This is a genomic window from Ornithinimicrobium panacihumi, from assembly GCF_052073805.1.
GTDB classification, from domain to species: domain Bacteria; phylum Actinomycetota; class Actinomycetes; order Actinomycetales; family Dermatophilaceae; genus Ornithinicoccus; species Ornithinicoccus panacihumi.
The window spans coordinates 356,022-378,944 of record NZ_JBQGWG010000001.1 but is presented as its reverse complement, the minus strand read 5'-3'; the positions used below and the strand labels follow the sequence as shown (position 1 = coordinate 378,944).

Annotated in this window: 16 protein-coding genes; 7 read left to right on the top strand and 9 right to left on the bottom strand. The window is 71.3% G+C overall.

The features are described 5' to 3' along the window. Window positions 1-102: 102 nt before the first annotated feature. Both ACTMMA_RS01785 and ACTMMA_RS01780 read left to right on the top strand, forming a co-directional pair. Window positions 103-1,308: an amidohydrolase gene (locus tag ACTMMA_RS01785; protein WP_441188376.1), complete on the top strand. Its 1,206-nt coding sequence runs from the start codon at window positions 103-105 to the stop codon at window positions 1,306-1,308. A gap of 317 nt (window positions 1,309-1,625) precedes the next feature. Next, complete coding sequence (locus ACTMMA_RS01780) at window positions 1,626-1,874, top strand: WhiB family transcriptional regulator (RefSeq protein WP_441188375.1); 249 nt, start codon at window positions 1,626-1,628, stop codon at window positions 1,872-1,874. Between the two features lie 36 nt (window positions 1,875-1,910). Here ACTMMA_RS01780 and ACTMMA_RS01775 read toward each other — a convergent pair whose 3' ends face one another. Both ACTMMA_RS01775 and ACTMMA_RS01770 read right to left on the bottom strand, forming a co-directional pair. Continuing rightward, a complete protein-coding gene (locus ACTMMA_RS01775; RefSeq protein ID WP_441188374.1) occupies window positions 1,911-3,419 on the bottom strand; it encodes a sensor histidine kinase in 1,509 nt (502 codons plus the stop codon). Between the two features lie 110 nt (window positions 3,420-3,529). Then, window positions 3,530-8,308 carry an NAD-glutamate dehydrogenase gene (locus ACTMMA_RS01770; protein WP_441188373.1) on the bottom strand — a complete coding sequence of 1,593 codons (4,779 nt, stop codon included), beginning with the start codon at window positions 8,306-8,308 and terminating at the stop codon, window positions 3,530-3,532. Between the two features lie 117 nt (window positions 8,309-8,425). Between ACTMMA_RS01770 and ACTMMA_RS01765 the strand changes: the two genes are divergently transcribed. Together ACTMMA_RS01765 and ACTMMA_RS01760 are read left to right on the top strand one after the other, a co-directional pair. Beyond that, window positions 8,426-8,977 carry a hypothetical protein gene (locus tag ACTMMA_RS01765; protein ID WP_441188372.1) on the top strand — a complete coding sequence of 184 codons (552 nt, stop codon included), beginning with the start codon at window positions 8,426-8,428 and terminating at the stop codon, window positions 8,975-8,977. A gap of 14 nt (window positions 8,978-8,991) precedes the next feature. Beyond that, a complete protein-coding gene (locus tag ACTMMA_RS01760) occupies window positions 8,992-9,492 on the top strand; it encodes a DUF2505 domain-containing protein (RefSeq protein ID WP_441188371.1) in 501 nt (166 codons plus the stop codon). Window positions 9,493-9,511: 19 nt separating this feature from the next. On the opposite strand, the gene pruA is transcribed toward ACTMMA_RS01760, so the two are convergent. The 4 genes from pruA to ACTMMA_RS01740 form a co-directional block, all read right to left on the bottom strand. Next, on the bottom strand, window positions 9,512-11,140 hold the full coding sequence (gene pruA, locus ACTMMA_RS01755; RefSeq protein WP_441188370.1) for an L-glutamate gamma-semialdehyde dehydrogenase: 1,629 nt from the start codon (window positions 11,138-11,140) through the stop codon (window positions 9,512-9,514). Window positions 11,141-11,262: 122 nt separating this feature from the next. After that, window positions 11,263-11,733: a DUF6912 family protein gene (locus tag ACTMMA_RS01750; protein ID WP_441188369.1), complete on the bottom strand. Its 471-nt coding sequence runs from the start codon at window positions 11,731-11,733 to the stop codon at window positions 11,263-11,265. A 60-nt stretch (window positions 11,734-11,793) separates the two neighbouring features. Next, window positions 11,794-13,290 carry a CpaE/TadZ family protein gene (locus ACTMMA_RS01745; RefSeq protein ID WP_441188368.1) on the bottom strand — a complete coding sequence of 499 codons (1,497 nt, stop codon included), beginning with the start codon at window positions 13,288-13,290 and terminating at the stop codon, window positions 11,794-11,796. Beyond that, window positions 13,287-13,976 (bottom strand): CpaB family protein, encoded by a 690-nt coding sequence (locus ACTMMA_RS01740; protein ID WP_441188367.1) that lies wholly within the window; start codon window positions 13,974-13,976, stop codon window positions 13,287-13,289. The genes ACTMMA_RS01745 and ACTMMA_RS01740 overlap by 4 nt, the downstream gene beginning before the upstream one ends. 273 nt (window positions 13,977-14,249) lie before the next feature. Between ACTMMA_RS01740 and ACTMMA_RS01735 the strand changes: the two genes are divergently transcribed. Next, window positions 14,250-14,468, top strand: a complete 219-nt coding sequence (locus tag ACTMMA_RS01735; protein ID WP_441188366.1) for a helix-turn-helix domain-containing protein — start codon at window positions 14,250-14,252, stop codon at window positions 14,466-14,468. Between the two features lie 87 nt (window positions 14,469-14,555). Here the strand turns inward: ACTMMA_RS01735 and ACTMMA_RS01730 are convergent, their stop codons facing one another. Next, window positions 14,556-15,119 (bottom strand): hypothetical protein, encoded by a 564-nt coding sequence (locus ACTMMA_RS01730; RefSeq protein WP_441188365.1) that lies wholly within the window; start codon window positions 15,117-15,119, stop codon window positions 14,556-14,558. A gap of 172 nt (window positions 15,120-15,291) precedes the next feature. Between ACTMMA_RS01730 and ACTMMA_RS01725 the strand changes: the two genes are divergently transcribed. Together ACTMMA_RS01725 and ACTMMA_RS01720 are read left to right on the top strand one after the other, a co-directional pair. Further along, a complete protein-coding gene (locus tag ACTMMA_RS01725; protein ID WP_441188364.1) occupies window positions 15,292-16,119 on the top strand; it encodes a LysM peptidoglycan-binding domain-containing protein in 828 nt (275 codons plus the stop codon). A 140-nt stretch (window positions 16,120-16,259) separates the two neighbouring features. Beyond that, on the top strand, window positions 16,260-16,664 hold the full coding sequence (locus ACTMMA_RS01720; RefSeq protein ID WP_441188363.1) for an Rv3235 family protein: 405 nt from the start codon (window positions 16,260-16,262) through the stop codon (window positions 16,662-16,664). A gap of 72 nt (window positions 16,665-16,736) precedes the next feature. On the opposite strand, the gene secA is transcribed toward ACTMMA_RS01720, so the two are convergent. Together secA and ACTMMA_RS01710 are read right to left on the bottom strand one after the other, a co-directional pair. Continuing rightward, entirely contained in the window at window positions 16,737-19,445 is a 2,709-nt protein-coding gene (secA, locus tag ACTMMA_RS01715) for a preprotein translocase subunit SecA (protein ID WP_441188362.1), read from the bottom strand. Window positions 19,446-19,593: 148 nt separating this feature from the next. After that, on the bottom strand, window positions 19,594-22,893 hold the full coding sequence (locus ACTMMA_RS01710) for an ExeM/NucH family extracellular endonuclease (RefSeq protein WP_441188361.1): 3,300 nt from the start codon (window positions 22,891-22,893) through the stop codon (window positions 19,594-19,596). Window positions 22,894-22,923: the final 30 nt, after the last annotated feature.

Sequence of the window (22,923 nt, the reverse complement as noted above, 5' to 3'; positions counted from 1 at the left end):
AAATGCTACTGATGAACCTCGGTGGAGTCTGGGAGCCGCTCCGGGCGGCCCGAGGCCGCCCCCTGCCGAGGTCGTCGACGACGGCCTCCTAGAGTCGTGACCATGGAGCAGCCGCACCCGATCGCCATCGTCAACGCCCGCCTCGTCCCGATCGACGGTCCCGTCGTGGAGGACGGCGCCATCGTCCTGCGCGACGGACGGATCGAGGCCCTGGGCAGCACCGAGGAGGTGCCGGTCCCCGACGGCGCCGAGGTCGTCGACGCCGCGGGCGGCTGGGTGCTCCCGGGCCTCATCGACGCGCACGTCCACCTCGGCGTCTGGGAGGAGGGCGAGGGCTGGGCCGGTCAGGACACCAACGAGATGACCGACCCGGTGATGGCCGCGGCCCGGGCTCTCGACGGCATCAACCCGCGGGAGCAGGGCTTCGACGACGCGCTCATGGGCGGCATCACCACGGTCAACGTCAACCCCGGCTCGGGCAACCCGATCGGCGGCCAGGCGGTGGCCCTGAAGACCTACGGCCGCTATGTCGACGAGATGATCCTGCGCAGTCCCTCGGGCGTGAAGGCGGCGCTGGGCGAGAACCCCAAGCGGGTCTACGGGGAGCAGAAGAAGACCCCGTCGACCAGGCTGGGCGTCGCCCTGGTGCTCCGCCGGGCCTTCGCCGCCGCCCGGTCCTACCAGGCCAAGGTGGACGCGGCCGAGGGCAAGCCGGTCGACAGCGACCTGGTGAGCGAGACCCTGCTCAAGGTGCTGGAGCGGGAGATCCCCTGGCGCCAGCACTGCCACCGCGCCGACGACATCGCCACGGCGCTGCGCCTGGCCGACGAGTTCGGCTACCGCCTCGTGCTCGACCACGGCACCGAGAGCTACCTGCTGGCGGACCTGCTGGCCGAGAAGCAGGTCCCCGTCCTCTACGGGCCGCTGATCGTGAGCCGGTCCAAGGTGGAGGTCCGGGACCGTTCGCTCGCGGCCCCGGGCATCCTCGACCGGGCCGGGGTGGAGGTCTCGATCATCACCGACCACCCCGTCGTGCCGATCGAGTACCTCATCACCCAGGCCGCCCTGGCGGTCCGCGAGGGCATGGAGCGCGAGTCGGCCCTGCGCGCGGTCACCATCAACCCCGCCCGCGTGCTGGGTGTCGAGGACCGGGTCGGGTCGCTGGCGGTGGGCAAGGACGCCGACGTGGTGCTGTGGTCCGGGGATCCGCTCGACCTCCAGTCGCGGGTGCTGCGCACCTGGCAGGACGGGGTCGAGGTCTACACCTACGACCCCGGGCAGGGCACCGGATCGGTGCGTCCCCGGTAGCCCGACCTGCGTCGACGGGCGACCCGACCCAGGCCCGGCGCTGACGCCGACTGTGACTGACGCCTCATCCGCGCCAGGCATTCCCGCACCACCAAACCCTTGTGCATCACGACGGTCCTCTGCGAGGATGCTCGGGAACACCCCGCCAGCGCCCGACGTTGGCACCTAGACGACGAGGAAGCCCGGTGGGCTGCTCGCGCAACGACGGTGACATTGATGTTGTCCGTCCCCGTCCCAGCGAGGTCCCCTGACATCCTGCGACGGAGACGGGCCAAAGACCCTGCTCTGACAGCAGGAGATGCAAGGAGCAACGACTGATGGACTGGCGCGATCGCGCAGCCTGCCTGGACGAGGACCCCGAGCTGTTCTTCCCGATCGGCAACACCGGCCCCGCCCTGCAGCAGATCGAGGATGCCAAGGCCGTGTGTCGGACCTGCCCGGTGATCGACACCTGCCTGAAGTGGGCCCTGGAGAGCGGTCAGGACGCCGGCGTCTGGGGAGGCCTCTCCGAGGACGAGCGACGCGCCCTGAAGCGTCGCAAGGCCCGCGCCCGCCGCGCCGGCTGACCACACCGCCCACCTGGCCGCCCGGGTCGGGAGCAGTCAGGCCGAAGACTTCGAGCGAAGCCGCACGGACAACCGCACGACGGTCCCGTGCGGCTTCGTCGCTTCCCAGGTGATGGTTCCCCGCAGGTCGGAGACCAGGGCCTCCACGATCTGCATCCCCAGCCCGGTGCGGTCCGGGGAGGAGCCTTCCGGCAGCCCCACCCCGTTGTCGATGACCATGATCTCCACGCGGTCCTGATCGCCGACCATCTCCCGCCGGGCGCTGACGACGACCCGGGGCGGTGTCCCGCCCCCGGTCGATGGGCCCTGCTCCTCGAAGCCGTGCTCGACGGCGTTGTGGACCAGCTCAGCCAGGATCATCGCCAGGTGGGTGGCATCCTCGGCCAGCAGCGAGCCGAACGACCCCCGCAGCTCGGTGGCCACGACGGTCCGGGTGGCTGCCACCTCCACCGTGGCACGCAGCACGCGGAGCGCGACCTCGTCGAAGTCGACCTGCTCGGAGAAGCCCTGGGACAGGGTGTCGTGCACCAGCGCCACCGTGGTGAGCCGTCGGCCCGCCTCGGCCAGGGCCTCCTGCGCGGCCGGGTCGTGGAGGCGCCGGGACTGCAGCCGCAGCAGCGCGGCCACGGTCTGGAGGTTGTTCTTGACCCGGTGGTGGATCTCCCGGATCGTGGCGTCCTTGCTCAGCAGCTCCCGTTCGCGCCGACGGATCTCGCTGACGTCGCGCAGGAGCAGGAGCGCTCCGATCCGCTCCCCCGCCCGCGTCAACGGCACCGCGCGCAGCGTCATGTTGATGCTGCCGCTCTCGATCTCGGTCCCCCAGGGCGCGCGCCCGGTGAGGACCAGCGGCACCGTCTCGTCCACGGTCGTGCCCTCGACCAGACGGCTGGTGACGATCTCGGACAGGTCGGCCCCGTTGACCTGATCGGTGTGCCCGAGGCGGCGCAGCGCCGAGACCGCGTTGGGGCTGGCGTAGTCGATCACCCCCGCCGCCGTGATCCGGACCACGCCGTCGCCCACGCGCGGGGTCCCGCGACCGACCCCCACCGCCGATCCCTCGATCGGGAAGGCGCCCTCGGCGATCATCGCGAAGAGCTGCTGGCTGATCTGGAGGTAGTTGACCTCCAGGCCGCCCTGCTGGCGCATGTTCTGCAGATCGGTGTGCCGGATGAGGACGGCGATGGCGCGGCCCTCGCGCACGACGGGCACGTACTGCTCCCGGACGAACCCGGTCTCGTCGTGGGTCACCGACCGTGCCGAGGTCAGAACGTGGGTGAGGCGCTCCTCCCGCTCCCTGGACGCCGGTTGGCCGATGACGTCGTCGTGGTAGAAGTTCGGACCGGTCGTGGGCCGGGCGTGCGAGGCCAGGAACCACGGCGACAGGTCGGGATCGAGCGCGTCGTCCAGCTCCACCGGAAGCCACAGGGTCAGGTCGGCGAAGGACAGGTCGGCCACCATCTGCCAGTCACCGACCAGCCTGTGCAGCCAGTCGACGTCGGCGGCGGACAGCCGGGTCCGGGAGAGGGTCTCGCGCAGCGAAGGCACGTCCGCACTCTAGCGACCGCCCACCCATCGCCCGCTCCCGACCGGCGAGGCGTGTCGCCGGTCGTGGGAGAGGGCCGGGTCAGCCCGTCGGGTCAGGCGAGTCACTCCGGTCACTCGCCGACGGCTCCCTGCCGGACCAGGGCGCGCAGGGTGCGCAGGGCGACGGACAGCGGGGCCAGCCCGGGTGAGGGCAGGTCGTTGACCGAGCCGAGCACCTGGTTGGCGCGGGCCAGTGCGGCGCGGTTCTCCGCCATCCAGTCCTTGACCCGGTCCGCCGACATGGAGCCGGAGGTGGTGTAGGAGGCGACGGTCCGCGTCAGACCCCGCATCACGCCATACATGTCGTCGCGGATCGCACCGCGGGCCAGCGCCGACCACCGGTCGTGACGCGGGAGACCCGAGACGTGGGTGAGCATCTCGTCCAGCTTGAAGGCCTCGGACACCCCGAAGTAGATCTGGGCCATCTCCTCGGCGTCGCGGTCGGTCTCCATCGCCAGCTCGACCACGTCCAGCAGCGAGTAGCTGTCCAGCAGCGCGGCCCACCGGCCGGCCAACTCCTGGGGCACACCCTGCTCGACGGCCCACCGGGTCTTCTCCTCCCAGCGCTGGTGCTCCTCACCCTGGAGGTAGTCCCCGGCATGCGGGATCATCGCCTGGACGGGACCGGAGAAGCGCTCGATCTCCTGACCGATGCCGGAGGTCAGCGACCGGTTGGTGATGAACCAGCGGACCCCGCGGTCGATGAGGCGACGGAACTCGATGTAGAGCTGGGCCTGCACGTCGGTGTCGACGGTGTTGTCCAGCGCCTCCACCTGCTCCATGTAGTCGGCCATCCCGAAGATGTCCTGGACGACGTAGAAGGCCCGGGCGATCTGGGTGAGCGTCGCGCTGGTCTCGTCCTGGGCCCGGTAGGCGAAGCTGACCCCGCCGCGGTTGATCATCGCGTTGGCGATCTGGTTGACGATGATCTGCTTGCGCAGCGGGTGCGCCAGCAGCGCCTCGCTGGCCCGCTCGCGCAGGGGCGCCGGGAAGTAGTCCAGCAGCGTCTCGTCCAGGGCCGGGTCGTCGGCCAGGTCGCTGGTCTCCAGGGCGTCCTTGATCCCCATCTTGGCGTAGGCGACCAGGACGGAGAACTCGGGACTGGTCAGGCCGGTCCCCTCCTTCTCCCGGCGCTCGAACTCCTTGCGGGTGGGGAGGAACTCCAGCTTGGGGTCCAGGCCGGCCGTCTCCTCCAGATAGGGGATCAGGCGCTTGTGGACCGAGGCCATCCGCTCGCGCTGGACGCGGCCGTTGCCGATGAGGACGTTCTGGTCGTAGTTGTGGACCAGGACCTTGTGGGCCACCTCGTCGGTCATCGACTCCAGCAGCTCGTCGCGCTCCTCCATCGTCATCTCGCCCGCGTGGACGAGCGGGGTGAGGGCGATCTTGATGTTGACCTCGTGGTCGGAGCTGTCGACGCCGGCAGAGTTGTCGATGGCGTCGGTGTTGACGTGGACGCCGTGCAGCGCGGCCTCGATGCGGCCGAGCTGGCTGAAGCCGAGGTTGCCGCCCTCGCCGACGACACGGGCGCGCAGGTCGCGCCCGTCGACCCGGATCGCGTCGTTGGAGCGGTCGCCGATGTCGGCGTGGCTCTCGGAGGACGCCTTGACGTAGGTGCCGATGCCGCCGTTCCACAGCAGGTCCACCGGAGCCTTCAGCACGGCCTGGAGGAGCTCGCTCGGAGCCAGGGACGTGACGCCCTCCTCCAGCCCGAGACTGGCCCTGACCTGCTCGCTGACCGGGATCGACTTCGCGGTGCGCGGGTAGACGCCGCCACCCTCGCTGATCACGGACTCGTCGTAGTCGGCCCAGCTGGAGCCGGGCAGCTCGAACATCCGCTTCCGCTCCGCGAAGGAGGTCGCCGCGTCGGGGTCGGGGTCGAGGAAGACGTGCCGGTGGTCGAAGGCCGCCACCAGCCGGATGTGCTCGGACAGCAGCATGCCGTTGCCGAAGACGTCGCCGCTCATGTCGCCGATGCCCACGACGGTGAAGTCCTCGGACTGGGTGTCGTGCCCCAGCTCGCGGAAGTGGCGCTTGACCGACTCCCACGCGCCGCGGGCGGTGATGCCCATCTCCTTGTGGTCGTAGCCCGCCGAGCCGCCGGAGGCGAAGGCGTCGTCGAGCCAGAAGCCGTACTCCCGCGCGGTGCGGTTGGCCAGGTCGGAGAACTTGGCCGTGCCCTTGTCGGCCGCGACGACCAGGTAGGGGTCGTCGCCGTCGTAGCGCACCACGCGATCGGGGGCCACGACGTCGTCGCCGACCCGGTTGTCGGTGATGTCGAGCATGCCGCGGATGAAGGTGGTGTAGGCCTCCTGCCCCTCGACCAGCCAGGCCTCCCGGTCGGAGGCCGGCGGCAGCCGCTTGGCGAAGAAGGCGCCCTTGGAGCCGGTCGGCACGATGACGGCGTTCTTGACCATCTGCGCCTTGACCAGGCCGAGCACCTCGGTGCGGAAGTCCTCCCGCCGGTCGCTCCAGCGCAGGCCGCCACGCGCGACCGGGCCGAAGCGCAGGTGCGATCCCTCGACCCGGGGCGCGTAGACCCAGATCTCGAAGGCGGGCCGCGGCTCGGGCAGGATCTTCAGCTCGCGCGGCAGCAGCTTGAGCGAGACGTGCGCCTTGGGCTGGCCGTCCTCGTCGCGCTGGTAGAAGTTGGTGCGCAGCCCGGCCATCACCAGCGCCAGCAGGGCCCGCAGGATGCGGTCCTGGTCCAGGCTGGAGACCTCGTCCAGCGCAGCCTTGATCCCGGAGACGATCTCCTCCACGCCAGCCTTGCGCCCGCCCTCGTCGACCTCGAGGTCGGGGTCGAAGCGCTGGCGGAAGAGGTCGATGAGCTGGTGGGCGATGCCCGGGTTGGCGACCAGGGCCTCCTCGATGTAGTCGAGGCTGAAAGCCCCGACCTGACGGACGTACCTGGCCAGGGTGCGCAGGATGACGACCTGCCGCCACTCGAGCCCGGCCGACAGGACGAGGGAGTTGAGCGTGTCGGACTCGGCCTGGCCACCCCATACCGCGGTGAAGGCGTCCTCGAAGGACCGGGCGACCTCCTCCTCCGAGGCGGACCCGTCGCCGGCCCACAGGTCGGCCGACTCCGCGCGCAGGGCGAAGTCGTAGATGTAGTTGGTCCCGCCGTCCTCCAGGTCGAGCTCGTAGGGCCGCTGGACGGTGACCTCCAGCCCCATGTGGGAGAAGACGGGCAGCACGTCGGACAGCGACATCTCGCTGTCGCGGTAGACCTTGATCCGGCGCAGCTCACCCGGGTCGTCGTCCTCGGCGTAGAGGCGGGGCCGTGGCGCCTCCCCCTCCGCGAGCTGGACGAGGCGGGCGATGTCGCGGTATGCCGTCCCGCCGTCGAAGTCTTCCTTGTAGGCCTCGGGGAAGGCCGTGGCGTAGCGCTCCAGCACGTCGCCGGCGCTGGCCTCGTCCTGCTCCTGGTCGAAGACGGCGTCGGTCAGACCCTCGTGCCAGCTGCGGGTGGCCTGCCGGATCTGCTCCTGCAGCGCGTCCTCGTCCACGGCGGTGGGGGCGCCGTCCTGCGGCAGGCGGATGGTGAAGTGCAGCTGCGCCAGCGGACCGTCGCCGACCCGGGTGGCGTAGTCGGCCAGCTCACCCTTGTAGGCATCCTCCAGGAGGGCCTGGACCCGCAGCCTGCTGCCGGTGTTGTAACGGTCGCGCGGCAGGAAGACCACGGCGCTGACGAAGCGGCCGAACTCGTCCCGCCGCAGGTAGGCCTTGGCGTCCGGACGCTCCAAGAGACGCAGGACGTCGTTGGCGGTCGCGCCCAGCGTCTCCACCGGGGCCTGGAAGAGCTCGTCGCGCGGGAAGCCCTCCAGGACGCTGATGAGGTCCTTGCCGGAGTGGCTGTTGCTGGCGTAGCCGCTGTCGGCCAGGATCTTGCGGACCTTCGGCCCGGCGATCGGCAGGCGCGTGGCCGACTCGGCGTAGGCGCTCTGGGTGAACAGCCCCAGGAAGCGGCGCTCCCCCACGACCTTGCCCTGCTGGTCGAAGCGACGGATGCCGATGTAGTCCAGGGGGACGTTGCGGTGGACCGAGGCGCGGGTGTTGGCCTTGGTCACCGTGAGCAGCCTCGGCTCGCGGGCGGTCGCGGCGGCCTCGGGGCGCAGCGGGCTCAGCGACGGGGCCTGCCCGTCCTCGTCGCGCAGGATGCCCAGGCCACTGCCGGGGACCGCGCGGAGGAAGGCGCCGTCCTCGTTCTCGACCAGGTCGTAGGCGCGGTAGCCCAGGTAGGTGAAGTGGTCGTCGTCGAGCCAGCTGAGGAAGTCGACGGTCGGCTGCACGGTCGCGGGGTCGACCGTCGCCGGGGGCGTGAGCTGGAGCTCGGCGATGACCGACCGGGTGCGCTGGCGCATACCCCTCCAGTCCTCGACGGCACGGCGCACGTCGCCCAGGACGTGGACGAGGCGGGCCTGCAGGTCCTCACGGGCCTGCTGCTGGCCGATCCGGTCGGTGGTGACCATGATCCAGGACTCGACGCGCTGGCTCGGGTCGGCCGCGCCGCCGTCCGCGTCGACCACCTGGCCGTCAGGGTCGAGGACGAGCTGGGGGTGCAGCAGATCGTGCACCTGCAGCCCGCGCAGGCCGATCTCCCCCAGGATCGAGTCGACGAGGAAGGGCATGTCGTCGGTGACCGCCTGGACGACGGTGTGACGGGAGGTCCAGCCGTCACCCTCGCCGGGGTTGAAGACCCGCACGGCCGCCGTGCCGGGCTCGCGACCGGCCGACAACTGTGCCATCGAGTCGACGATCGCCCCCCTGACCCCCTCGTCCTCGGGGATCGCCTCCGGCGGTGCGTGGTGGAAAAAGCGGTCGGTCAGCGTCGTCGAAGACCCCATCGCTAACAAGTTCTCCTCGAGTTGGTGTCGACGCACCACCTCGTGCGCCGCGGTCCACACTACTCGCCCTGGGGATGAGTTCGAGGCCGAGTCTCCCCTCCCGCCTACAGTGGGGGTATGGGGCATCTTCCGGGCACGGGTGGCGGCACCGGCGTGCGTCTCGGTCCGGGCGATCCTGCCGCTCCTTCCGCGGCCGCCGGGCCGGAGGGGAGGTCCACGCCCGCGGCGCCCACGTCCGGCATGCTCGTGGCCGCCGTCGAGGACCTGCAGGAGCACGGCCCCGACCTGGGCTGGCCCGAGGCGAGCAGTCTCGCCGACGCCCTGATCGACACCGTCTCGCACCTGCTCGTGGACCTCGCCGCCGGTGCCGCCACCCCCTCGCCGCGGCCGCAGGTGATCGGTGCGCTCGGGGCCGGGGCAGGTGCCCTGGACGCGGCCTCCTGCCGGGCGACCGCAGCGTCGCTGAGGCGGGCCGGCCGTCTCCTGACGGAGGCGGGCCGACCGGGTGGATCCTCCTGGGCCGGAGCGGCTGGCGAGGTCGCCCTCGACCTGGCGGACCTGCTGGAGACCACCGCCGCGCAGGGTCGCGCGGGCCGGCTGGCCCCGATGCACAAGGGCCCGGTGCTGCGCCGGCTGCACGGGCTGCGGCGGCGTCTCGACGCGCTCTGATCTAGCGTTCTCCCATGAGGATCACCGAGACCGTCACGCACCCCATCGACGTCGTCGACACCTTCGCGATGGTCACCGACGAGAGCTACCAGCAGCTGCGGTGCGAGCGCGCGGGCTCCACCGACCACTCGGTCCACGTGGAGCACGACGGCGCGGACACCGTGGTCACGACCCAGCGCCACCTGCCCACCGACGAGTTCCCCGACTTCGCCAGGGCTCTCGTGGGGTCCTCGATCCTGGTGGTCGAGACCGTGCGCTGGGGCGGCGCGGACGCCGACGGCGAGCGCGAGGGTGCGATGTCGGTCGATCTGCCGGGCACCCCGGTCAGCTTCACCGGTGGCGTCCACCTGCGCCGCACGCCCGACGGCGCCAGCACGCTGCACGTCGTGGACGGCGACCTCGAGGCCAACGTGCCCCTGCTGGGCCGACGCATCGAGGCCGCGGTCGCCCCGCAGATCAGCAGCATCGTGCAGATCGAGGAGCAGGTCGCCCGGGAGTGGCTCTCGCGGCGCTGAGCGTGGCGCCGGGTAGGCCTCAGCCCATGTGCGGGTAGCGATAGTCGGTCGCCGGCACGTAGGTCTCCTTGATGACGCGCGTGTTGATCCAGCGCTGGAGGTTGGCGGCCGAGCCGGCCTTGTCGTTGGTGCCCGAGGACCGGGCACCGCCGAAGGGCTGCTGCCCCACGACCGCGCCGGTGGGCTTGTCGTTGATGTAGAAGTTGCCGGCGGCGAAGCGCAGGCGGCCGGTGGCTTCGACGATCGCCGCCCGGTCCTGGGCGATGACGGCACCGGTCAGCGCGTAGGGCGCGACCGACTCCATCTGGTCCAGCATCGAGGACCACTGGGCGTCCGGGTAGACGTGGACGGTCAGGATCGGGCCGAAGTACTCGGTCGTCACCATCTCGTGGGCCGGGTCCTCCACGACCGCGATCGTGGGGCGGACGAACCAGCCGACCGAGTCGTCGTAGGTGCCGCCGGCGACGATCTCGACCTTGGGGTCCTTGTGCGCAGCGTCGATGACCTTCTTGTGCTTGGCGAAGGCCTTGGCGTCGATGACCGCACCCATGAAGTTGGACAGGTCCCGCACGTCGCCGACCGACAGGCCCTCGGTCTCGGCGACGAGGTCGTCCTTGAGCAGCTTCCACAGCGAGGCGGGGACGTAGGCGCGGGAGGCGGCCGAGCACTTCTGGCCCTGATACTCGAAGGCGCCCCGGACCAGCGCCGTGCGCAGCACGTCCACGTCGGCGCTGGGGTGGGCCACGACGAAGTCCTTGCCGCCCGTCTCGCCCACGATCCGCGGGTAGGAGCGGTAGCGGGACAGGTTGGACCCGATCTCCTTCCAGAACATGTTGAAGACCGCGGTCGAGCCGGTGAAGTGGATGCCGGCCAGCTCGGGGTGCTCCAGCACCACGTCGGAGACGGCCGGGCCGCCACCGGTGACCATGTTGATCACGCCGTCGGGCATCCCGGCGGCCATGAGCAGCTCCATCGTCACCGTCGCCGCCCGCTGCTGGGTGGTGGCCGGCTTCCACAGCACGGTGTTGCCCATCAGGGCGGGGGCGGTGGGCAGGTTGCCGCCGATGGCGGTGAAGTTGAAGGGCGTGACCGCATACACGAAGCCCTCGAGCGGCCGCTGGTCGATGCGGTTCCACGTGCCGGGGGCATTGCGGATCGGCTGCTCGGCCAGCAGCTGCCGGGCGTAGTGCACGTTGAAGCGCCAGAAGTCGGCCAGCTCGCAGGCGGAGTCGATCTCGGCCTGGTAGGCGGTCTTGCTCTGGCCCAGCATGGTGGCGGCGTTCATCCGGGCGCGCCACGGGCCGGCGAGCAGGTCGGCGGCCTTGAGCAGCACGGCCGCCCGGTCCTCGAAGTCCAGCCCGCGCCACGCGGACCCGGCCTCCAGGGAGGCCTCGATCGCGGCGGTGGCCTCCTTGCCGGTGCCGTCACGCAGGGTGCCCAGCACCTCGCCGTGGGCGTGCGGCTGCACGACGTCGATGGCCTCTCCCCCGCCGGTGACGGCCTGGCCCCCGATAATGTGCGGCAGGTCCACCGGCGTGGCGGACATCTGCGCCAGCGCCACCTCCAGCTCTGCGCGCTCGGCGCTGCCGGGGGCGTAGGTGAGCACGGTCTCGTTCTGCGGGGTGGGCACGTCGACGATGGCGTCCATGACAGATATCTCTCGCGTTCGGGTTGCTGGGGGTCTGATGATTCTCGGGTATGGGTCGCTGGTCCGGTCGGTCCTGCCGGAGGGCCCGACGTGCGGGCACCGGTGAGGGCCGGACCGGCGGGCTAGTCGCCGCCGTCCAGGGCGGCGCCCAGCTCGGCGACGTGAGCGATCTCGGTGGTGTCGTACCACGACAGCTCCAGCTCGCCGTCGGTGCCGGTCGTGGCTCCGCCCTCGCCGGTGACGACGTCGTCACCGAGGTGGAAGGCCGCGACCCGGGGCAGGTCGAGGTCGCTGAGCCGCACGAGCCCCTTCGCGGGGTCTCCCTCGGTCGGGCCGGCGCCAGGCTCCTGGTCGACCTTGTCGGTGACCAGGTCGACGGCGGCCACGATGACCGGCCGCCCGGCGGAGACGAGACCGGCCGCAGCCTCCTGGAGCGCGGCGAACTCCCACTGGTCGACATCTCCTCCGGGGTTGGCCTTCTGGAGCGCCGGGGTGACCGCGTGCGCCGTCAGGGGCCCGTCGAGGTGGCGCTGGCTGCGCAGGACCTCGACCTGGGCCGGGCTCAACGGCACGTAGCACCGAACTGTCGACATCGCTGTGCTCCTCCTCGTCATCGGGGCGGGACCGCCGTCCCCCATCGTCGCAGACGCACGCTACCCGCGCCGACCGACCCCGCGCGCCCTCACCCGCCGGTCCCGGGCATGCCCCTCCCGGGGCCGTCCGGACACCTGGGCGGCCAGGTCGACCAGCGCCAACCGGGCGGCGCTGCGGGGCCGGACCTCCTGGAGCGTCGAGCCCTGCAGCAGCGCGGCGTCCAGCGCGTCCTGGTCCTCGGGGACGAGATGGGCGCTGCGGACGCCGGCATAGCGCTCGAGGGCCTCCCGGATCCGACGGTCGGGCTCGCGGCCGACCGGGCCGGGCCGCACGCGCGTGACGACGACCGTGCGCTCCGCGACGCTGTGCGGGCCGACCTGGTCCAGCCCACGCACGAGCCGTTGCAGGCCGACGGGGTCGCCGGTGCCGACCACCACGACCTTGTCGGCGGCCTCCAGCGCGGTGAGCGCCGCGCCGTTGCGCCTCGGGGCCACGGTGTCGAAGGAGAGCTCCTCGTCCTGCTCCAGCGGCGAGGCCATGTCCACGACGGTCCAGGCGGCCAGCTGTCGGCAGCACTCGAGCACGTCGGCCAGGGCGACGTCGCGCAGCTCGGGCCAGCGTTCGGAGCGGGGCAGGCCGGTCAGCACCCGCAGCCCGGGCCTGATCTCGGGCGCCAGCTCGGCCAACGCCGCGCGGTCCAGCCCGCCCTGGTCGGCGGCACGGGCGGCCGCCGCCACTCCCGGGACCTCGTCGAGCACACCGAGCACCTGGGCGACGCTGGCGCCGTAGGTGTCGGCGTCGACGAGCAGCACCGGCCGGGTCGGGTCTGCGGCCAGCTCGGCCGCCAGGTTGACCGCCACGGTCGTGCGCCCCGGGCTGCCCACGGGGCCCCACACCGCGATCACCTCGCCACGACCATGCTCCTCACCCGTGCTGAAGACGTCCGTCTCCGCCCCGTCGAAGGGTTCACCGGGCGGCTGGTCGGACCGCGCGCCAGGGGAACGCTCGGACGGGTCGGCGCCTGGTTCCGCCACGTCGACCTGCGGGGCTCGGGAGCGCGAGCCTCCCTGGAAGCCCTCCCCGGAGCCCGGGCCCGGGCCGCCGCGCTCGCTGGTGACCTCGCTCCCGTCGGCGTTCCCGGCCGAGCTCTCGTCCACGATCTCATCCGCCAGTTCCCCCGCGGGCCGACCCGTCCCGGCCTCCCGCGCGAGGAGCTGGTGGATCCCCGCGTCGAGCACGTCGGCCGTGCTGTCGGTCGGCAGCACGACGCGGACGCCCCACCGTCGCAACGTCCGGGCCGCAGCCTCGTCCTGGGGCGGGTGCACTCCCAGCACCTCGACGTCGTGGGCGGCGAGCTGGTCCACGACCGAGCGGTCGAGCGCCCGGAGGTCGCTGGACACGACCGCGATCCGGGCCAGCCCTGCCGCGGCCACACCGAGCAGCTCGGGGACGTCCGCGCAGCGCCGGGCCAGGTGGGACTCTCGCGACCTGGCCAGCGTGGAGGCGAGGTCGACCTCCCACCGCGGCGCGACCGCCGTGACCAGGGGCTGGCTCACCGGCCGGGACCTGCCACGGGGCGGGGAGCCGGGACCAGGGTGATGCGGGCGCCCTGGTCGACGGCGCCGATGAGCTGACCGACCTGCTCGGCCGGCACCACCACGTGCACCGCGGTGCGGCCGAGCCCCATGCCGAGGCCCTTGGACTGGTCGGGCACCTGGTCCACGAGCGCCCCGGCCAGCAGCAGCTCGGGGTCGGTGAAGGCCTCACCCACCGCCTCGGGATCCTTCCTGCTCACCCAGACGTCGACGACAGCCCCGGCGACCAGGGCAGAGGCCGCCACCGGATCCACGGGCACGCTCACCGTCTTGTCCAGCGCCTCCCGGGCGGTGCCCAACGAGGCGGCCGGGACCAGCTCCCCCGCACGCACCGCGCTGAGCAGGTGCGTGCCCTCGGCGAGCGGCTGCGAGCCGTCCACGTAGCGGGCCAGGTTGTCCTCCATCCGCACCTTGACCGGGACCAGGTCCGTGGCGGAGACCGGCTGCCCCGGGACCAGGTTGCGGGCAGCCGCATACACCGGGGTGGTGTCGTCGAGAGCCGCGACGAGGCGGATGCCACCCGCGACGGAGCCGAGGACGAGAAGGAGACCGACCAGGAGCCGCAGGTCCTTCCAGCCCGGACGCCGCAGCCGTCTCGCCTGCCTGGTGCGCTCGCCGTCCACCGCCCCGTCGCTGCTCGTCGGCATGCCAACACTTCCCCTCGTCCTCGATCGCAGGTCTTTCGGGCCCCGTGCCCGGACTCCTGAGTGCCCTCGACGTTCCCCTGCGGGCCGCTGCGGGTCGCTCGTCCTGCCCGCCACGCTAGCGAGCCGGCGGGCAGGCGCTCCCATCTTGTCCACAGGCCGGTCAAGAGTGGGCCTAGATTTCGTAAAATCATGGTCAAGTTCGGACGGCGGACCACCCACCACGGTGTTCCACGACAGGAGCACCCATCGGGCGCTCCGCGAAAGGAGACCTTCGTGCCAGGGCCCCGCTTCCTGACCCTCACCGACGTCGCCGAGGTCCTCAATGTCTCCCTCTCCCAGGTCAAGGCGCTCGTGCGCTCAGGCGACCTGAAGGGCGTCAAGATCGGCGGGCGTGGCGTCTGGCGGGTCGAGAACACCGAGCTGGAGGCCTTCATCCAGCGGATGTACACCCAGACCGAGGAGTCTCTCCGCAGCGGCGTCGACCAGCTCTAGGTCTTCCCGAGGCGCGGCAGGGGCGCCGCCCGTGCCCGACGCCACCCCGGGCTCAGGTGCCGCACCGACCTACAGGTACCGCACCGGCTACAGTCGCCGCACCGCGGCCAGCGCCTCGAACGGCACCGTCTGCACGCCGCGAACCTCGCCGGAGCGCCGCGCCGCCTCGTCCGCGTGCCGCATGAGGTCCAGGTGGTCGGCCAGCACGCGGTCGATCGTCCCGGTGGCGTGGTCGCCGTCGATGTCGTGGACGCGGACCACCGCGCGGTCCCGGCTGATGCCACGCAAGGCATGTCTGAGACCGAACCTCCGGCTGGCGCCGCTCTCGTCGGCGTCCGCCCGCACCGGCAGCCCCTGGACGCCGCTCACGGCGGCCCTGGAGATCAGGAGCTGACCCCCACGCGCCGGGATGGATGCGGCCGGCTCGACCAGGAGCCAGTCGGCACCGATGTCCACGAGCACCACCTCGAGCCACCCGAGTCCCCGCGTCCGCAGCCGGAGCGGTCGCCCCAGCGCGGCCAGCAGCCGGTCGTCGAGCCGGACCTGCCCACGCTCGGCCCGGGTCTGCTCGGCCACCTCTGCCGCCAGCTCGGCCCGGTCGAGCACGGCCAGCTGTGCCTCCAGGTCGGCGAAGAGCCGCTCCCACCTCATAGGTCACCTCCCTCGCCCCATGGTGCCAGCACCTCAGCCCCGACGGCCCCGCCCATCCACAGCCCCTTGCCACATGACCGAGAACAGCCATAGAGTGATGCAAACGAACGCAAATGAACCTATTTCGTGTTTTCCGATTCAGACCTATACGGGATGGAGGAGGGGCAGAACGATGAGGCACCTGAGCGGGACGAATCGTCACCGGGGCGGGAGCGCACGGGACCTGGCCGGGGTCACGCGACACCTGGAGCCACGGGCCCGGGCGTTGGGTTGGGGAGCGGCCGCCGCGGTCGGCCTTGTGGCGGCAGCACTGAGCGTGACGACGTGGCGGTCGTGGCCGGGGTGGGGCGTCCAGGAGGTGTCGGAGGGCATGGGCTTCCTGGCGCTCGCTGCGTCCACAGGAGTGGCTTGGTGGCTCGTGACGGTGCTCGTCGGGGCGGCGGCCGAGGTCGGCGGCGCACCGCGCTCGGACAGCCCGCTGCGCTCGCGGGTCGCGGCCTGGCTGCTCGCCGCCGCAGCAGTGGGGGCAGCCGCGCCGGCCCATGCAGCTCCCGCGACGACCGTCGTGGCCGCCATGCCCGCCTCCCCCACCGGCGACACATCACCGCGCGACGGCTTCGGTGCGATGCTGGCGGTCGAGCTCCCGGGTGGGGACGGCGACGTCGCCGGGGCCCGGGCCGGTGACGTTCCCGAGCCGGGCTGGACACCGACCCCTCCTCCGGAGCCATCCCCCCACAGGCTCCCCGGTGGCGACGTCGGGCTGGTCAGCTCCCGCCCGGCCGACCGCCCCGGCACCCTCGGGACGGACGGCGTGACCGTCCGGGCCGGGGACACCCTGTGGGACATCGCCGCGAGCCACCTCGGCCCCGAGGCCACCGACGAGGACATCGCGGAGGCCTGGCCCCGCTGGTACTCGGCGAACCGTGATCTCATCGGACCCGACCCGGACCACATCCTCCCCGGCCAGCTCCTCACCATCCCGACGGGAGCGGTCCGGTGAGTGCCCCTTCGGTCCTGCGGGTGCTGCCGGCACCGAGCGCGGAGCCCGGTCCGGTCGGGGCCGACTGGGGATCCGTCCCACGAGGCTCCCGGGTGCGCGCGGTTCCCACCGGGAAGGCCACGGCGGGATCCCCTCACTACGTGCAGGGCAGCCTCGCGGTCGACTTCCGCAGCGACACGGACGACACCCTCTTCGGTCCCCAGGCCACCTCGACCAAGGACCTGCCCGACGCCGAGATGTGGGCCCGGCGGATGATCATGGCCGTCCTGGAGGCCTACGACGGCACCCGGTCCGCCGACCAGCTCGTGCGATGGCTGACGCCGGAGATCCGCGAGCGCGCCCAGCGCCGCGGTCGGCTAGCCCGGCGCCGTGGCAGGCGACCCGTCCGGCCGCCGCACATCCGGGCACTGCTCACGTGCCAGCCTGCCGACGGGGTCTGCGAGGTCTCGGCCGCGGTGAGCATCCACGGGCGTGTGCGGGCCCTGGCGCTGCGCATGTCCGGCGTCGACGGACGGTGGCTCATCACCGCCTGGGAGCTCGGCTGATCATCAGCCGATCCAGGACGGGGCCTCGGCCGAGCGCCGCCGAACCCGGCCGAGCCGGTGCTCCCTGGCGGATCAGCCGTTGCGGCGGGCCTTGCGACGCTGGGCCCGGTTGCCACCGCCGGAGCTCGCCGGGGCAGCCTGCTCCTCCGGGGCGCTGCCATCGTCGCGCACCCGACGGGCCTCGACCTCCCCGCTCTCGCTGGGAGCCACGAAGGTGAGTTGCTCCTTGGGAGCCTCAGGCGCGGGCTCGGCAGGCTTCACCTCGGCGTGGAAGAGGAAGCGGACCGCCTCCTCCTTGATCGCCTCCATGACGGCCTGGAAGAGCTGGTAGCCCTCACGCTGGTACTCCACGAGCGGCTCACGCTGGGCCATCGCGCGCAGGCCGATGCCCTCCTTGAGGTAGTCCATCTCGTAGAGGTGCTCGCGCCACTTGCGGTCCAGGACCTGCAGCACGATGCGACGCTCGACGTCCCGCATGAGCTCGTGCCCGACCGCGTCCTCGCGCTGGTCGTAGGCGTGGTGGGCGTCGGAGGTCAGCTCCTCGACCAGCAGGTCGGTGGTGACGGCCGCCCGGCCGCCGGCGCGCGCGACGACCTCGTCGACGGTGACGCCCATCGGGTAGATCTGGCCCAGCTCCTCCCAGAGCTGCTCCAGGTCGAGCCCGTCGGTCAGCCCCGACCCGCCGGTGGCGGTGACGTAGTCGCCGACGACGTCGTTGATGAAGTCTCGGATCTGCCCCTCGAGGTCCGCGCCCTCCAGGACCCGCCGACGCTCGGCGTAGATCACCTCGCGCTGACGGTTGAGGACGTCGTCGTACTTGAGGACGTTCTTACGGGTCTCGAAGTGCTGCGCCTCGACCTGCGACTGGGCGCTGGCGATCGACCGGGAGACCATCTTGGACTCGATCGGCACGTCGTCGGCCATGCCCGTGGTGGCCATGACGCGATCCACCATCGCGGCGTTGAACATCCGCATCAGGTCGTCCTGCAGGGACAGGTAGAAGCGGCTCTCCCCCGGGTCGCCCTGACGCCCGGCACGACCGCGCAGCTGGTTGTCGATGCGGCGCGACTCGTGCCGCTCGGTGCCCAGCACGTAGAGCCCACCGAGCTCGGTGACCTCCTCGTGCTCGGCCTGCACCGAGGCCTCGGCCTGGGACAGGGTGCGCTCCCAGGCGGCTTCGTATTCCTCCGGCGTCTCCACCGGGTCCAGGCCCTGGGCCTTCAGCGCCGCCACGGCGCGGAACTCCGGGTTGCCGCCGAGCATGATGTCGGTGCCTCGACCGGCCATGTTGGTGGCCACGGTCACGGCGCCCTTGCGCCCGGCCTCGGCCACGATCGCGGCCTCGCGCTCGTGGTGCTTGGCGTTGAGTACCTCGTGCTTGACGCCCTTGCGGCGCAGCGCCTCGGAGAGGTACTCCGACTTGGCCACGCTCGTGGTGCCGACGAGGACGGGCTGGCCGCTGCGGTGGCGCCCGGCGATGTCGTCGACGACCGCGTTGAACTTCGCCTCCTCGGTCCGGTAGACGAGGTCGGGCTGGTCGGCGCGGACCATCGGCCGGTTGGTGGGGATGGTGAGCACGCCCACCTTGTAGATCTGGTGCAGCTCGGCCGCCTCGGTCTGGGCGGTGCCCGTCATGCCGGCGAGCTTGTCGTACATGCGGAAGTAGTTCTGGAGGGTGACGGTCGCCAGGGTCTGGTTCTCGTTCTTGATCTCCACACCCTCCTTGGCCTCGATCGCCTGGTGCATGCCCTCGTTGTAGCGGCGGCCCGGCAGGATGCGGCCGGTGTGCTCGTCGACGATCATGACCTGGCCGTCCATGACGACATAGTCCTTGTCGCGGGTGAACAGCTCCTTGGCCTTGATGGCGTTGTTCAGATAGCCGATCAACGGGGTGTTGGCCGACTCGTAGAGGTTGTCGATGCCCAGGAAGTCCTCAATCTTCTCGATGCCGCTCTCCAGCACACCGACGGTCTTCTTCTTCTCGTCGACCTCGTAGTCGCCCTTGGCCTCGATGCCGCGCAGCCGGTCGCCGGCCTCGCCACGCTGGAGGTGGCGCACCAGCTTGCTGAACTCGGTGTACCACTTGGTCGCCTGGTCGGCCGGGCCGGAGATGATCAGCGGCGTGCGGGCCTCGTCGATGAGGATCGAGTCGACCTCGTCGACGATCGCGAAGTTGTGCCCGCGCTGCACCAGGTCCTTCATCGCCCAGGCCATGTTGTCGCGCAGGTAGTCGAAGCCGAACTCGTTGTTGGTGCCGTAGGTGATGTCCATGGCGTACTGCTCGCGGCGCTGGGCGGGCGTCATCGAGGACATGATGCAGCCGGTCTCGATGCCCAGGGCGCGGTGGACGCGGCCCATCAGCTCGGACTGGTACTGCGCCAGGTAGTCGTTGGTCGTGATGACGTGGACGCCCTTGCCCTCCAGCGCGTTGAGATAGGACGGCAGCGTGGCGACCAGCGTCTTGCCCTCACCGGTGCGCATCTCGGCGACGTTGCCCTGGTGCAGCGCGGCCCCACCCATGAGCTGCACGTCGAAGTGGCGCTTGCCGATGGTGCGCTTGGACGCCTCCCGCACGGCCGCGAAAGCCTCGGGCAGGAGCTGGTCCAGGGTCTGCCCGTCGGCCAGGCGAGCGCGGAACTTGTCGGTCTCCTCGCGCAGCTCGGCGTCGGTCAGGCCCTCGAAGTCGTCCTCGAGGGCGTTGACCTGCTTGGCGATGGTCTCCAGTCGACGCAGCGCAGACTTCTCGCCGGTGCGGAGGATCTTCTCGAAGAGGTTTGCCACCCGCCTAGGCTAACCGGCCCGCCGCCGGATCCGGCACGCCAGGCGTGACCGACGCGGACGGGCGCGCCCTCCGTGCGGAGGACGCGCCCGTCCAGGCTGTCTCACCGGTGCTCACACCGGCTCATGACGGTATGCGGTTCAGCTCACCTCAGCGGCCGCCCTTGCCGGGCTTGCCGGGCTTGTCACCCTTGGCCGGCTTGCCGACCGTGACGGTCACGGACTCGGTGGTGGTGTTGCCCGCGGCGTCGGTCGCCTCGTAGGTGATCGTGTAGACCGCGCCCTTGACCGCGAGCACGCGGAAGGAGGAGGCGGACTCCTGGATGATGTCGCCCTTGCCGTTGGTCTCCACGGACGTCACCGTGACGGTCGGGGTCTCGCCCGAGTCGTCGGTGGCGTGGACGACCGTGTCGACCGTGACCCACTTGTTGTTGGGCGGCCAGACGTGGGTCGGGTCGACGATGACCTCCAGCTCGGGAGCCGTGGTGTCCTCCGGCGGCTCCGGGGCCAGGGTGAGCCCGACCAGCACCGGGTCGTGGTCGCTGGACCGGTAGGGGTCCGGGGCGTAGATCGCGTCCTGGGCGTCCGGCTTGTGGGTCATGTCGTAGTCCAGGACGGTCGGCTCGTCGGCGTTGATCAGCCAGGCGTCCGCGCCGGTCACCAACGGCTGGAGCGCGGAGCTGGCCATCGCGTAGTCCAGGTAGCCCAGCATCCCGTCGAAGACGTAGGAGTAGGCGTACTCACCCTGGAGCTGCGCGAGCAGGTCCGCGTAGCCGTCGGCCACGAGCGCGGCGATCGGGTCCTCCTTGTCGTAGGAGTTCAGGTCGCCGATGATCAGCACGTTGTCGGTGCCGGTGCCGGTGGGGTCGCTGTTGGCCCAGTCGCCCAGGGCGTCCGCGGCGTCGGTGCGCACGCCGTTGCAGTTGCCTTGCCCGTCCGGGTCGGTCGGGTCGCCGACGGCGTCACAGCTCGAGCCCTTGGACTTGAGGTGGTTGACCACGACGGTCACCAGACCCTCGTTCTCCACGTCCTGGAAGGTCTGGGCCAGCGCCGGCCGGTTGAAGTCGTCCAGGTAGCGCGGGTCGACGCTGGAGTCCAGGAGCGCGAAATCACCGACCGGCGAGACCTCTGCCGGCTGGTAGATCAGCGCGGTGGTGATGGCGTCGCTGCCGATGGCACCGGTGGGCACGAAGGCCCAGCGGTCCTCGCCGGCTGCGGCGTTGAGCGCCTCCACCAGGTTGGCCACGGCGACGTCGTCGTTGTTCTCGATCTCGATGAGCCCGACGATGTCGGTGTCCATCTCGTTGATCGCGGCGACGATCTTGGCCTGCTGGCGCTCGAACTCCTCCGGGGTGTCCGCGCCGCGCGCGTTGCCGTCCTCGGAGGTCAGGGTCGTGAAGTAGTTGAGCACGTTGAACGACCCGACCGTGGTGGTGCCGCCGACCTCGGGCACGGCCGGGCGCGGGTTGGTCTGCTCGTAGTCCGCGGCCTCGGTGGGCTGAACCGCCCAGGTGGAGAAGCGGTAGTCCAGGACGCCGGTCACGTTGCTCACCGTGTCGCCGCCCCGGAAGAGGTTGGTCAGGCTGAAGGCCTCACCGTCGGGGTGGCGCAGGAAGGACGGGTTCTGCCCGCCGAGGCCGTCGTCCAGGGTGATCCGGTGCTCCGCGTTCCAGACGGCGAGCGCCTCGGCATCGGGCGAGCCGGGCTCGTAGACGGCGGTCGGCTGGTACTGCCGGAAGGTGCCGTCGCCGTAGCCCAGGACGACCTGGCCGTAGCGGGCGTAGTTGTAGTACTCAAGGATCGCCAGGTCCTCGACGAAGCTGACGAGCATGCCCTCGTAGGCCTCGTGGTCGACCGGCAGGGTCAGCTCCACCGGGGCCGGGAGCTCGCCGCCGGTGGAGACGACCTCCAGGCCGGTCAGCGAGATCTGCGTCAGGCCGTAGTACTCGGCGACCGTGCCGGTGACGCGCACCGTGTCGCCCTCGGACACGTCGAGACCGTTCGGGGCGTAGACGAAGATGCCGTCGGAGGTCGCGGGATCGCCGTCACCGGCGTCCTGGACGTAGTAGCCCTGGTAGGAGCCGGCGTGCTGGAAGTCACCGACGACGATGCCCTCGATGCACACCGTCTGCCCGTTGATCGGGCTGACGTCGCCGCTGCCCTGGACGGTCCCGATGAGGACGGGCTCGCAGACCGGGTCGGGGTCGACGGGGTCGCCGCCACCCGAGCTGGTGGCGTTGGCGGCGCCGGGGGTGTTGAGCGCCTCGCCCTCGACCAGGGTGCCCTCGAAACCGGGGATGCCGGCCAGGTCGAAGTCGTTGCGCACCCAGTCGGCGGCGGTGTCGGTGTCGGTGCCGTCCGGGATGCGGGAGCCGCCGCCGGGCGCGTAGGGCAGCCCGTCGTAGGAGACGCCGAGGACGGTCTCGGAGTAGGTCAGATCGCTCGTCCCACCGTCGTTGACCGCGACCGAGTCGAGGACGGTCAGGCCGGCGCCCTCGTCGAGCACGCCGTCCTTGTCCGCGTCCAGCACGGTCTGGTCGGTATAGCCCTCCACGAGCAGAAGGGTCAGGGTGCCGTTCTGCAGGGTGTTGGAGGCCAGGTCGACGTGCCAGCGCCCGTCGGCGTCGGTGGTCCCCGTGGGGGTGCTCGAGGCGACCGAGCCCAAGGCGGCAGAGGTGGAGTCGCCCTCGACCTCGAGGATCGTCAGGTGCGAGTAGTCGGTGTTCGCCGCGCCGAAGATCTCCAGGAACTCGACGTCGGTGCCGGTCGTGCTCGCGGAGAACTCGTTGATGACGACGCCCGCCGGCTCGGTGCCGCCCCCGCCGTCGCCGCCGCAGGTGGTGGTGTGCGCGCCCAGACCGTCGAAGGTGTTGACCTCGAAGCCGTCCCACTCGGGGGCCGGGTCGTAGGCGTCGTCCGGCACCGTGTCGCCGTTGCAGACGTCGGCCTTGCGGCGCAGGGTGTTGTCGGCCGTGGACACCAGGCCGGTCCCCCACTCCGTGCCGGGATCGAAACCGACCTGGCCGATGGAGTCGACCACGGCATCGCCGTTGCGCAGCACAAGGGCGTCGTCCCCGTTGAAGAGACCAGCACCCGAGGTCTGGTCGGCCACGGCGAGGATCGCCGGGTCGGCGCCCGAGTGCGCGAAGACGAAGGTGCCGCCCGGCTCCAGAGTGCCGGAGAGCGTGAAGGTGGCACCCGCCGTGGCCGCGCCATTGGTGTACTGCTGGAGACGGTAGGAGCTCAGGTCGATGGCGGTGTCGGTGCCGTTGTAGAGCTCGACGGCCTTGTTGTTGGAAGAACCCTCGACGTACTCGCTGATGATCAGGTCGTCGAGGGTGGTGGGGTCGTCGTCGGCGGCCAGTGCCACCGTGGGGGTCAGCAGGCTGCCCAGGAGCGCCATCGCTCCGGCTGCCGCCACCCCTGCTCGCTCGGGCGAGGGTCGGGTCATGGGAGAGGTCTTTCTCTTCACGCAGGGACA